Raw genomic sequence first — 12,163 nt, 5'->3', positions numbered from 1 at the left:
GGATTACCCCCCACAATTGCGTGGGGGGTAATTCTATTTGCGAGAATTCATGGCCGAATTCTCAAGCGTGGTCGTATCCGGTAGAAAGGCATACGTGGCTCAGGACAGGCAAGGCGGCAACGGCGGGCGCCGTCCGCGTTCTTCGGCACCGCGCACCTCGGGCCCTGACCGGGCTCGGCGCTCGCAGCCGAAGCCCGATCGCGAACCGTCCGGCCCGCGGCTCCCGGAGACCGTCGAGGCCAAACAGCTTTCCCCCGAAATACGCCGAGAGCTCACAACTTTGGACCGTGCCACCGCGGATCTGGTGGCTCGCCATCTGGTGGCGGCCGGCGAACTTCTCGTCGACGATCCGGAGGCCGCGCTCGCGCATGCCAAGGCCGCCAAGACCCGCGCGAGTCGTATCGCGGCCGTACGGGAAGCCGTCGGCATCGCCGCATACCACTGCGGCGACTGGGCGCAGGCGCTCGCAGAACTGCGCGCGGCACGGCGCATGGGAAGCCGCTCGCCGCTGCTGCCGCTGATCGCCGACTGCGAACGCGGCGTCGGCCGTCCCGAACGCGCCATCGAATTGGCACGCAGCGACGAAGCCGCGCAACTGAGCGGTGACGATGCCGACGAACTGCGCATCGTGGTGGCCGGCGCGCGGTCCGACCTCGGCCAGCACGAACAGGCGCTCGCGCTGCTGTCGTCGCCGCAACTCGACCCCACCCGCACCGGGCAGACCGCGGCCCGGCTGTTCTATGTCTACGCCGAGACCCTGTTGGCCCTTGACCGCAAAAGCGATGCGCTGCAATGGTTCATCCACGCCGCGGCCGCCGATGTCGACGGCGCCACCGACGCCGAAGACCGGATCACGGAGCTGAGCTGACGTGGGCGCGCTCGTTCAGGACCATGATTGTCTGCTGCTCGATCTCGACGGCACCGTCTTTCGCGGCCACGAGGCTACGACCGGCGCCGTCGAAACGCTCGCGACGGTCGACGCCCGCACGCTGTATGTGACCAACAACGCCTCGCGGGATCCGGCCGAGGTCGCCCAGCATCTGGACGCCATGGGCTTCGCGGCAACCGCCGACGATGTCGTGACCAGCGCGCAAAGCGCCGCGAACTTGTTGGGAAGCCAGTTACCCTCGGGCGCAGTGGTTCTCGTCGTCGGCACCGACGCGTTGGCGGCCGAACTACGCCGCGTCGGCCTCAAACCGGTCCGGCAGTGGTCCGACGATCCTGTCGCGGTGGTACAGGGACACTCGCCCCAGACTGGCTGGCCGGATCTGGCCGAAGCCGCGCTGGCCGTCCGCAGCGGAGCGCTGTGGGTGGCGGCCAACGTCGACCTGACGCTGCCTTCCGAACGGGGCCTGCTGCCGGGCAACGGTTCGATGGTGGCGGCACTGCGCGCGGCAACCGGCGCCGACCCGCAGGTGGCCGGCAAGCCGCAACCCACGATCTTCGCGGATGCCTTGGCACGCGGTGACTTTCGCACACCGCTGGTGGTCGGCGACCGGCTCGACACCGATATCGCAGGAGCCAACGCTGCCCGTCTGCCCAGCCTCATGGTGCTCAGCGGGGTCAGCACCGCCGACGACCTGGTGCGCGCCGCGGCAGCCGAGCGACCCGACTACCTCGCCGCCGATCTGCGCTCGCTCTACGCCCGCCCCGACGCGCTGCGCATCGACGCGCACCCCGCCTGGCGTGTCGACGTCGACTCCGGCGAAGTGGTCGTGCACTCCACCGGACGTGATCCCGCCGATCCGCTGTCGGTCGTGCGGGCCACCGCCAACGCGGTCTGGACCGCCGATCTCGACGGGGCCACCCTCACCGTGACCGCCGGTGACGACACCGCACGCCAAGCACTGCACCGGTGCTCCCTGCTCAGTCCGTCGCATCGACTAGCGTGAGTACCGATATGAGTACCGACCCGGACCAGATCCGCGCTCAGATCGCCGCACTGCTGGCTGATCTGCCCGACCCCGCCCAAGACGGTGTCGAGCTGGCCGACGCCGACGTTGACGCCCTCGCAGCCCGGCTGGAAGAGGCCCACGAACTGCTGGTCCAGGCGCTGGAATCGGTCGAGAAGGGATGACCGTCAGTGACGCGGCGGGCACGTGTTGATGCCGAGCTGGTGCGACGCGGGCTGGCCCGCTCCCGCCAGCAGGCAGCCGAGCTGATCGGCGCCGGACGGGTGAGCATCAACGGTATGCCCGCCGCAAAGCCGGCGACCGCGGTCGCCGTCACGGCCACCCTCACCGTCGAAGCCGACGAACGCAGCTGGGTATCCCGCGGCGCCCACAAACTGATCGGCGCACTGGACAGCTTCGGGCTGACGGTCGAGGGTCGGCGCTGTCTGGACGCCGGGGCCTCGACCGGGGGCTTCACCGAAGTCCTGCTGGACAGGGGCGCCCGCGAGGTGGTGGCCGCCGACGTCGGCTACGGCCAGTTGGCCTGGCCGCTGCGCCGCGACCCACGGGTGACAGTGATGGAGCGCACCAACGTGCGGGAATTGACCGCCGACGCCATCGGCGGCGCCGTCGATCTGGTGGTGGCCGACCTGTCGTTCATCTCACTGTCCACGGTGCTGCCGGCGCTCACCTCCTGTGCCGCCGCCGACGCCGATATCGTTCCGATGGTGAAGCCCCAGTTCGAGGTCGGCAGGGACCGCGTCGGCGCGGGCGGTGTGGTCTCCGATCCGCGCCTGCGCGCCGAGGCGGTGCTGGCTGTCGCCGATCGCGCGGCCCAACTGCGTTGGCACACCGTCGCTGTCACCGCAAGCCCGTTGCCCGGCCCGTCCGGCAACGTCGAATACTTCCTGCACCTGCGTGCCCGCACAGACCGCGCCTTACAGGGCGAGACGCTCACGCAGGCGGTGGCCGACGCCATCGCGGAGGGTCCGCTATGACCAACGGCCGCGCTGTCCTCTTGGTCGCCCACACAGCACGCGAAGACGTCACCGAGGTGGCGCGTCGCGTGCACAAGGTCCTCGGCGACAACGGAATCGGGCTACGGATGCTGTCCGCGGAAGCCGTGGACCACCGCGGGCCCGCCAACCTGTCACCCGATGACATCCGGGCCCTCGGCGTCGAAATCGAGGTGGTCGACGCCGATGAACGCGCCGCCGAAGGCTGCGAACTGGTCCTCGTCCTCGGCGGCGACGGCACGTTCCTGCGGGGCGCCGAGCTGGCCCGCAACGTCGAAATCCCGGTGCTGGGCGTCAATTTGGGCCGCATCGGGTTCCTCGCCGAGGCCGAGGCGGACTCCATCGACAACGTGCTCGAGCGCATCATCAAACGTGACTACCGCGTGCAAGAACGGATGACGCTCGACGTCGTCGTGCGCGTCGAGGGCAAGATCGCCGACCGTGGCTGGGCCCTCAACGAGGCCAGCGTGGAGAAAGGCCCCCGGCTCGGGGTGCTCGGCGCGGTGCTCGAGGTCGACGGGCGTCCCGTGTCTACCTTCGGCTGTGACGGTGTGCTGGTCGCGACGCCGACCGGATCTACCGCTTGGGCGTTCTCCGCGGGCGGACCCATCGTGTGGCCGGACCTGGAGGCAATCCTGGTGGTGCCCAACAACGCCCACGCGCTGTTCGCGCGGCCGATGGTGACCAGCCCTGATGCGGCGATCGCGATCGAGATCGAGGGCCACGGCCACGACGCGCTGGTCTTCTGCGACGGCCGCCGCGAGATGGTGGTACCTGCCGGCGGCCGCGTCGAGGTCACCCGCTGCGGCACCCCGGTCAAGTGGGTTCGTCTCGACAGCGCACCGTTCACTGATCGTCTGGTGCGCAAGTTCCGGTTGCCGGTCACGGGGTGGCGCGGACAGTAGTGCTATCTGAGATCCGCATCGAGGCGCTGGGCGCCATCGGCACCGCAACCGCCGAGTTCGATCGGGGGCTCACGGTGCTGACCGGCGAAACCGGCACCGGCAAGACGATGGTGGTCACCGGCCTGCACCTGCTCGGCGGGGGCCGCGCCGACGCCACCCGCGTGCGCACCGGAGCCAACCGCGCAGTGGTCGAAGGCCGGTTCACCACAACCGAACTGGGCGACGGGGTGGCCGCAATCGTCGACGAGATCCTCGACACCTCGGGAGCCGAACGCGACGACGACGGCAGCGTCATCGCCGCCCGCTCGGTCAGCCGGGACGGGCCGTCACGCGCCTACCTCGGCGGGCGCAGCGTGCCGGCCAAATCGCTGAGCAGCTTCACCACCGAAGTGCTTGCGCTGCACGGCCAGAACGATCAACTGCGACTGATCCGTCCCGACGAACAGCGTGGCGCGCTGGATCGCTTCGCCGACCTCGACACCAAACTCAAGCGTTACCGCACGGTGCGCGACGACTGGCTGGCGGCGCGCAGGGATCTGACGGAGCGCACCGACCGCGCACGCGAAATGGCGCAGGAAGCCGATCGGCTCAAGTTCGGTCTCGACGAAATCGACGCTGTCGCACCGCAACCCAGCGAGGACGACACGCTCGTCGAGGACATCAGGCGGCTGTCGGAACTCGACGCGCTGCGCGAAGCCACCCAGATCGCTCGCGCCGCGCTGGCCGGTGCGCCTGAGGACGACCCGTCGCACGACGCCACGTCGGCGACAGAGCGCGTCGGGCAGGCCAAGTCCGGGCTGGAAAGCACCGACGACCCCGCTCTGCGAGCACTCGGCGACCGGCTCGGTGAAGCGCTGACGACGATCACCGACGTCGCCTCCGAACTCGGCGACTACCTGTCCGAATTGCCCAGCGACGCCAGCACGTTGGAAACCAAGCTGACCCGGCAGGGCGAACTGCGCACGCTCACCCGCAAATACGCCGCCGACATCGACGGTGTGCTGCAGTGGGCCCGCGACGCCCGTGACCGCCTGGTGCAGCTCGACGTGTCCGAAGGGGCGCTCGCGGAGCTGGAGCGCCGCGTCGCGGAGCTGCAGACCAAGGTCGTCGCCGCCGCGGCCGAACTCACCAAGGCGCGCACCAAGGCCGCCAAGGGCATGTCCAAAGCCGTCACCGAGGAGCTGGCCGGCCTGGCGATGGCAGGCGCCGAGTTCACGGTCTCGGTGGCTCCGCTGCCGGCACGGGCCGACGACTCCGCGCCGCTGACCCTGCCGTCGGGACAGACGGTGCACGCCGGTCAATACGGCGTCGACGCCGTCGAGTTCGGTTTCGCCGCCCACAAGGGCACCGAGCTGCTCCCGCTGAACAAGAGCGCCTCCGGCGGCGAGCTCTCGCGCGTGATGCTGGCCCTGGAAGTGGTGCTGGCCGCCTCGGCCGAGGGCACCACGATGGTGTTCGACGAGGTCGACGCCGGCGTCGGCGGCCGCGCCGCGGTGCAGATCGGACGTCGGCTGGCCCGGCTGGCCCGCACCCATCAGGTCATCGTCGTCACCCATCTGCCGCAGGTGGCCGCCTACGCCGACGTACATCTCATGGTCGACAGCGGTAATGGCCGCAGCAAGGCCAGCGTCGTGCGCCGCCTCGACGACGAGGACCGGGTCGCCGAATTGGCGCGCATGCTCGCCGGATTGGGGGACTCCGACAGCGGCCGCGCGCACGCCCGCGAACTGCTCGACGCGGCACAGAAAGAGCGTGTCGGCTGATCGACACTGCGGCCAGATCGTCAAAACCGCGAAAGCGGCGATCTCTACGCAGTCTCGACACCTCGACGTGTTGCAATTGTGACAAAACATAACTTGTGGGGCTGGTGTTACGGCGCGCCTCCGACGGATAACGCCGGTGCCTCGACAGAATCGCCGCATGAAGATGTCTGCCCTGCTATCTCGTAATGCCAGCTCACGCCCGGGCATCACCGGCACGGCCCGCGTCGACCGCGACATCGAGAGGCTGTTGCGACGAATCACGCCGGGCGACATCGTCGTCATCGACGCGCTGGACCTGGATCGGATCACCGCCGACGCGCTGGTGGAATCCGGCGTCACCGCGGTCGTCAACGCCTCGCCGTCGATCTCCGGGCGCTACCCGAACCTCGGCCCTGAGGTGCTGGTCGGCAACGGCGTCACCTTGTTCGACAACACCGGCGAGGAGGTGTTCAAGAAGGTCAAGGACGGCGCCCGGGTGCGCCTGCACGACGGCGGCGTGTACTCGGGGGACAAACTGCTGGTGCAGGGGGTGGAACGCACCGACCACGACATCCACGAGCTGATGCATGAGGCCAAGAGCGGGCTGGTGGCCCACCTCGAAGCCTTCGCGGGCAACACCATCGAGTTCATCCGCAGCGAGAGCCCACTGCTCATCGACGGGATCGGCATCCCCGACATCGACGTGGACCTCAACCGCCGCCACGTGGTGATCGTCGCCGAGGACACCAGTTCCGCCGCCGACCTCAAGGCGCTCAAGCCGTTCATCAAGGAATACCAACCGGTGTTGATCGGTGTGGGCTGCGGCGCCGACGTGTTGCGCAAGGCGGGGTATCGGCCTGCGCTCATCGTCGGCGACCCCGACAAGATGAGCGCTGACGTGCTGCGCTGCGGCGCGCAGGTGGTGCTGCCCGCCGACGCCGACGGCCACGCGCCCGGGTTGGAACGGATCCAGGATCTGGGTGTCGGCGCGATGACGTTCCCGGCCGCCGGGTCGGCCGCCGATCTCGCGCTTCTGCTCTGCGATCACCACGGCGCCTCGCTGATCGTCACCGCGGGCCACAGCGCAAGCATCGAAGAGTTCTTCGACCGCTCACGCCAGCAGAGCAACCCGTCGACGTTCCTCACCCGGCTGAAGGTGGGGGAGAAGCTCGTCGACGCCAAAGCCGTCGCCACCCTGTACCGCAGCAGGGTGTCGGGCGGGGCGATCGCGATGCTGGTGCTCGCGATGATGGTCGCGGTCATCGTCGCCCTGTGGGTGGCTCGCGCCGACGCGGCCCTGCTGGACTGGGTCGCGGATTACTGGAACCGGTTCCTGCTTTGGGTGCAGGGCTGGGTCACCTAGGAGTAGCGTGTGATATCCCTACGCACACACGCGATCTCACTTGCCGCTGTCTTCCTCGCCTTGGCGATCGGCGTCGCGTTGGGATCCGGTCTGCTGTCCAACACGGTGCTGTCCGGTCTGCAGAGCGACAAACGCGACCTGCAGCACCAGATCGACACGCTGAACACCGACAAGAACGCGCTCAACGAAAAGCTCAGCGCGGCCGATGAATTCGATGCGCAGATGTCTCCGCGGATCCTTCGCGACACGATGAGGGACAAGTCGGTGGTGCTGTTCCGCACGCCCGACGCCACCGACGGTGACGTCGACGCGCTGACCCGGTTGATCGGACAGGCAGGCGGAACGGTCACCGGAACCATCGCGCTGACCCAGGAATTCGTCACCGCGAACTCGTCGGAGAAACTGCTGTCGGTGGTGAACTCGCCGATTGTGCCCGCAGGCAAGCAGTTGAACACGTCCTCGGTGGACCAGGGGTCGCAGGCCGGCGACCTGTTGGGCATCACGTTGCTGATCAACCGAGACCCGAAGGTCTCGCCGGTCGACGATATGCAGCGCGACACCGTGCTGGCGACGCTGCGCGACACCGGTTTCATCACCTACGGCGACCAACGGATCGGCTCGGCCAACACCGCGCTGGTCGTCACCGGCGGCGCGCTCGGCGAGGACGCCGGTAACCGCGGACCCACCGTTGCACGGTTTGCGGCCGGGTTGGCGCCGCACGGTTCCGGCACCGTCCTCGCGGGCCGCGACGGCTCCGCGTCGGGCACCGCGGCCGTCGGGGTGGCGCGCTCGGACGCCGGGCTGAACTCGGCGGTCACCACCGTCGACGACATCGACGTCGAGGCCGGCCGGATCACCTCGGTGCTGGCGCTCAGCGACCTCGCCAACGGCGCCCGGCCCGGTCAGTACGGCATCGGCACGGGCGCGACGTCGGTCACCGTGCCGCAGTAACGGCCCTCGGCGCGTCCCCGACGCTCAGGCCCCCGGCGCGTCCCCGACGCTCAGGCCTCCGGCGCGTCCCCGACGCGGTGTCGCCCTCGGTGTTAGGGTGGGGTTCCGTGGGCTGGCAGGCCCCAAGCTCTAGGAACGGCCTAGAAAAGTAAGCCCTGCCCGTCGTCACGGAGGTTGCTCTTGCCAGCGTTACGCAAGCACCCGCAAACCGCCACCAAGCATCTCTTCGTCACTGGCGGGGTCGTTTCGTCCCTCGGCAAGGGCCTGACGGCGTCGAGCCTCGGCCAACTGCTCACCGCCAGGGGTCTGCACGTCACGATGCAGAAGCTCGACCCGTACCTCAACGTCGACCCCGGCACCATGAACCCGTTCCAGCACGGTGAGGTGTTCGTCACCGAGGACGGCGCCGAAACCGACCTCGACGTCGGGCACTACGAGCGGTTCCTGGACCGCGATCTGACCGGCTCGGCCAATGTCACGACGGGACAGGTGTATTCGACGGTCATCGCCAAGGAGCGCCGCGGCGAGTACCTCGGTGACACGGTCCAGGTCATTCCGCACATCACCGACGAGATCAAGCGGCGCATCGTGGCGATGGCCGAACCCGACGCCGACGGACATCGGCCCGATGTGGTGATCACCGAAATCGGCGGCACGGTCGGCGATATCGAGTCGCTTCCGTTCCTGGAGGCCGCCCGGCAGGTCCGCCACGAGGTCGGTCGGGAGAACTGCTTCTTTCTGCACTGCTCGCTGGTGCCGTTCATGGCGCCGTCGGGTGAGCTCAAGACCAAGCCGACGCAGCACTCGGTGGCCGCGCTGCGCAGCATCGGTATCACCCCGGACGCGTTGATCCTGCGCTGCGACCGCGATGTGCCCGAACCGTTGAAGAACAAGATCGCGCTGATGTGCGACGTCGACGTGGACGGGGTGATCTCCACGCCCGACGCACCATCGATCTATGACATCCCCAGGGTGCTGCACCGCGAGGAACTCGACGCCTACGTGGTGCGCCGGTTGAACCTGGCGTTCCGTGACGTGGACTGGACGCAGTGGAACGATCTGCTGCAGCGTGTCCACGAGCCCCACGAGACCGTGCGGATCGCGTTGGTGGGCAAGTACATCGACCTTTCCGACGCTTACCTTTCGGTGACGGAGGCGCTGCGGGCCGGTGGCTTCAAGCACCGCGCGAAGATCGAGTTGCGCTGGGTGGCCTCTGATGACTGCGAATCCGAGAACGGGGTCGCGGCGGCACTCGACGACGTGCACGCGGTGCTGATCCCCGGCGGGTTCGGTATCCGCGGTATCGAAGGCAAGATCGGCGCCATCAGCTACGCCCGCAAACGCAAGTTGCCGGTGCTCGGGTTGTGCCTCGGCTTGCAGTGCATCGTCATCGAGGCGGCGCGCTCGGTCGGGCTCACCGAGGCCAACTCCGCCGAGTTCGACCCCAAGACACCCGATCCGGTGATCTCCACGATGGCCGACCAGCGCGACGCGGTCTCGGGTGCGGCCGACCTCGGTGGAACCATGCGGCTAGGTGCCTATCCGGCCGTGCTCGAACCGGATTCGATTGTGGCGCAGGCCTACGAAGCCACCGAGGTGTCCGAGCGTCACCGGCACCGCTACGAAGTCAACAACGCCTACCGCGACCGCATCGCCGAAAGCGGGCTGCGGTTCTCCGGAACCTCGCCGGACGGCCACCTGGTGGAGTTCGTCGAGTACGACCGCGATATTCACCCGTTCATCGTCGGCACCCAGGCCCATCCCGAGCTCAAGAGCAGGCCCACCCGGCCGCATCCGCTGTTCGTCGAGTTCGTGCGGGCGGCGCTGAACTACAAGGCAGAGGAACGGCTTCCGGGCATGGACATCCCGGAGCACGCGAACGGATCCGAGCATCCCGAGGAGATCGGGCAACTGCTGACAGAGCCCGAACTGCAAAAGTCGCAAGTCCGTGGCTGAGCACGACTTCGAGACCGTCGACTCCGAGACCCTCTACGTCGGAAAGATCTTCGCCCTGCGTGCCGACGAGGTGCGGATGCCGGGCGGTCACACCGCGCGACGCGAAGTCGTCGAACACTACGGCGCGGTCGCGGTGCTCGCGCTGGACGACGAGCGCAACGTCATGCTGGTCTACCAGTACCGCCACCCGTTCGGCCGCCGGCTGTGGGAGCTTCCGGCAGGCCTGCTCGACGTCGGCGGCGAGCCGCCGCACATCACCGCCGCGCGCGAACTGAAGGAAGAAACCGGTCTGGCCGCAACGACATGGCACACGCTCGTCGACCTCGACTCGGCGCCGGGAACATCCGACGAGAGCGTGCGCATGTATCTGGCCACGGGGCTGACCGACGTCGGCAGGCCCGAAGCCCACGACGAGGAAGCCGACCTCAAGCTGCAGTGGTTTCCGCTCGAGCAGGCGGTACAGATGGTGCTGTTCGGTGAGGTCGTCAATTCCATTGCGGTAGGCGGAATTCTGGCCGCACACGCGACGGGGGACCTGTCGTCGCTGCGGCCCGTCGACACGCCATGGACAGACCGTTCGACCGCGTTCGCGCGCCGCAAAGGCATGTTGTGACCACTTTTCGCACGGCGCTCGACGACCAGGTGCAGGGCTACCTCGACCACCTGACCATCGAGCGCGGCGTCGCGGCCAACACGTTGAGCTCCTACCGCCGCGACCTGCGGCGCTACACCGAACACCTGACCGGCCGCGACATCGACGACCTGGCCAAGGTGTCCGAAACCGACGTCAGCGATTTCCTGGTCGCGCTGCGTCGCGGCGATCCCGAGGCCGGAACGGTCGCCCTTTCGGCGGTGTCGGCGGCGCGCGCGTTGATCGCCGTACGCGGCCTGCACCGGTTCGCCACCGCCGAGGGGCTCACCGAGAACGACGTGGCCTGCGCCGTCAAACCGCCGACGCCGAGCCGGCGCCTGCCCAAAAGCCTGACGATCGACGAGGTGCTGGCGCTGCTGGAGGCCGCAGGCGGTGACAGCGAGGCCGACGGGCCGCTGACTTTGCGTAACCGGGCGCTGCTCGAGGTGCTCTACTCGACCGGCGCCCGCATCTCCGAGGCCGTCGGCCTCGACGTCGACGACGTCGACACCCAGGCCCGGTCGGTGTTGCTGCGCGGCAAGGGCGGTAAACACCGGCTGGTGCCGATCGGCCGACCCGCGGTCACCGCGCTGGACGCGTACTTCGTGCGGGGCAGGCCCGATCTGGCGCGTCGCGGCCGCGGCAACGCGGCGATCTTCCTCAACGCCCGCGGCGGACGGCTGTCGCGCCAAAGCGCATGGCAGGTGCTGCAGGACTCAGCCGAACGGGCCGGCATCACCGCCGCCGTATCGCCGCACGTGCTGCGGCACTCGTTCGCCACGCATCTACTCGACGGCGGCGCCGACGTGCGCGTCGTGCAGGAACTGCTCGGCCACGCGTCGGTCACGACGACGCAGATCTACACCATGGTGACCGTCACCGCGCTGCGCGAAGTGTGGGCAGGCGCCCATCCGCGGGCCCGCTAGCCGCCCAGGTACTCCGACTCCAGCACCAGGTCGGGCAGCATCGACTGGTACTCGACGTGGGTCTTGTGCTCGATGGTGCGCCACAGCTTGCCCTGCTGTTCCCGCATGTACGCCCGGTACTTCGGTGCGCCGGGGACCAGGACGTTGTCGGCGACGACGACCGACCCGGGATGCAGCCAGCCACGGTCGAGCACGCTCTGCAGATCGGAGAGGTACGCGCGTTTGTCGTGGTCGATGAACATCACGTCCAGCGTGCCCGCCGCGAAACCGTGGTCGTCGGCCAGCGCATCGAGGGTCTTGCCGCCGTCACCGAGCGTTCCCACCACGCAGGTGACCCGGTCGTCGACGCCGGCGTGCGCCCAGATGCGCCGCGCCACTTCGGCGTTGGCCGCGGAGAACTCGACGGAGAACACCTTGGCCGACGGCGCCGCGCGCGCCAGGCGCAGCGCGCCGTACCCGCAGTAGGTGCCGAGTTCGAGCACCAGACCGGGGTCGGCGCGGCGGACGGCGTCATCGAGCAGGGCGCCCTTTTCCTCGCCGACGTTCATCAGCATCGACTTCTGATAGGCGAATTCGTCGATGGTGGCAAGCACGTGCTCGACGTCACCGCGGCGCGCGTGGCGCACCACGTACGCCGCGCAGGCCTGCTCGCGGCCGTCGCCGATCTGGCCGGTCTTCGCGAAACCGGGCATGCCCATCGCGAAGCGCCATACCGACCAGCGTAGGAACGGCAGTTTCTGCTTGAGCGCCATGGCGACACTTTATGCCTCGGTGCGGCCCT

Annotated in this window: 12 protein-coding genes; 11 read left to right on the top strand and 1 reads right to left on the bottom strand. The window is 68.6% G+C overall.

The genetic code is table 11. The features are described 5' to 3' along the window. The first annotated feature begins 94 nt into the window (after positions 1 to 94). The 11 genes from ABQE93_RS20500 (at position 95) to xerD (ending at position 11,382) form a co-directional block, all read left to right on the top strand. Complete coding sequence (locus ABQE93_RS20500) at positions 95 to 868, top strand: tetratricopeptide repeat protein (protein WP_448409767.1); 774 nt, start codon at positions 95 to 97, stop codon at positions 866 to 868. A gap of 1 nt (position 869) precedes the next feature. Beyond that, positions 870 to 1,892 carry an HAD-IIA family hydrolase gene (locus ABQE93_RS20495; RefSeq protein ID WP_448409769.1) on the top strand — a complete coding sequence of 341 codons (1,023 nt, stop codon included), beginning with the start codon at positions 870 to 872 and terminating at the stop codon, positions 1,890 to 1,892. An 8-nt stretch (positions 1,893 to 1,900) separates the two neighbouring features. Further along, positions 1,901 to 2,077, top strand: coding sequence for a hypothetical protein (locus tag ABQE93_RS20490; protein ID WP_448394070.1), 177 nt, complete (start codon positions 1,901 to 1,903; stop codon positions 2,075 to 2,077). Between the two features lie 6 nt (positions 2,078 to 2,083). Next, positions 2,084 to 2,890, top strand: coding sequence for a TlyA family RNA methyltransferase (locus tag ABQE93_RS20485; RefSeq protein ID WP_448409770.1), 807 nt, complete (start codon positions 2,084 to 2,086; stop codon positions 2,888 to 2,890). After that, entirely contained in the window at positions 2,887 to 3,813 is a 927-nt protein-coding gene (locus ABQE93_RS20480) for an NAD kinase (protein ID WP_448409771.1), read from the top strand. The genes ABQE93_RS20485 and ABQE93_RS20480 overlap by 4 nt, the downstream gene beginning before the upstream one ends. After that, a complete protein-coding gene (gene recN, locus ABQE93_RS20475) occupies positions 3,813 to 5,576 on the top strand; it encodes a DNA repair protein RecN (RefSeq protein WP_448410048.1) in 1,764 nt (587 codons plus the stop codon). The genes ABQE93_RS20480 and recN overlap by 1 nt, the downstream gene beginning before the upstream one ends. 157 nt (positions 5,577 to 5,733) lie before the next feature. Then, entirely contained in the window at positions 5,734 to 6,918 is a 1,185-nt protein-coding gene (steA, locus tag ABQE93_RS20470; protein WP_448409772.1) for a putative cytokinetic ring protein SteA, read from the top strand. Positions 6,919 to 6,927: 9 nt separating this feature from the next. Next, positions 6,928 to 7,869, top strand: coding sequence for a copper transporter (locus tag ABQE93_RS20465; protein ID WP_448409773.1), 942 nt, complete (start codon positions 6,928 to 6,930; stop codon positions 7,867 to 7,869). Between the two features lie 180 nt (positions 7,870 to 8,049). After that, positions 8,050 to 9,825 carry a CTP synthase gene (locus tag ABQE93_RS20460; protein WP_448409774.1) on the top strand — a complete coding sequence of 592 codons (1,776 nt, stop codon included), beginning with the start codon at positions 8,050 to 8,052 and terminating at the stop codon, positions 9,823 to 9,825. After that, positions 9,818 to 10,438, top strand: a complete 621-nt coding sequence (locus tag ABQE93_RS20455) for an NUDIX domain-containing protein (protein ID WP_448409776.1) — start codon at positions 9,818 to 9,820, stop codon at positions 10,436 to 10,438. The genes ABQE93_RS20460 and ABQE93_RS20455 overlap by 8 nt, the downstream gene beginning before the upstream one ends. After that, the gene (gene xerD, locus ABQE93_RS20450; RefSeq protein ID WP_448412443.1) at positions 10,435 to 11,382 is read left to right on the top strand and encodes a site-specific tyrosine recombinase XerD; all 948 of its coding nucleotides are present in this window, start codon (positions 10,435 to 10,437) and stop codon (positions 11,380 to 11,382) included. The genes ABQE93_RS20455 and xerD overlap by 4 nt, the downstream gene beginning before the upstream one ends. Here the strand turns inward: xerD and ABQE93_RS20445 are convergent. Then, positions 11,379 to 12,134: an O-methyltransferase gene (locus ABQE93_RS20445; RefSeq protein WP_448409779.1), complete on the bottom strand. Its 756-nt coding sequence runs from the start codon at positions 12,132 to 12,134 to the stop codon at positions 11,379 to 11,381. The genes xerD and ABQE93_RS20445 overlap by 4 nt on opposite strands. Between the last annotated feature and the right edge of the window lie 29 nt (positions 12,135 to 12,163).

Source organism: Mycolicibacterium sp. XJ662, assembly GCF_053484035.1.
Note: the sequence above shows the minus strand (reverse complement) of the source record. Positions and strands in the feature narration are given on the sequence as shown.

Bases quoted from the DNA above. Each gene is read 5' to 3' on its own strand.
- ABQE93_RS20490 (WP_448394070.1), top strand. From the start codon at position 1,901: ATGAGTACCGACCCGGACCAGATCCGCGCTCAGATCGCCGCACTGCTG.
- steA (WP_448409772.1), top strand. From the start codon at position 5,734: ATGAAGATGTCTGCCCTGCTATCTCGTAATGCCAGCTCACGCCCGGGC.
- ABQE93_RS20445 (WP_448409779.1), bottom strand. From the start codon at position 12,134: ATGGCGCTCAAGCAGAAACTGCCGTTCCTACGCTGGTCGGTATGGCGC.
- ABQE93_RS20480 (WP_448409771.1), top strand. From the start codon at position 2,887: ATGACCAACGGCCGCGCTGTCCTCTTGGTCGCCCACACAGCACGCGAA.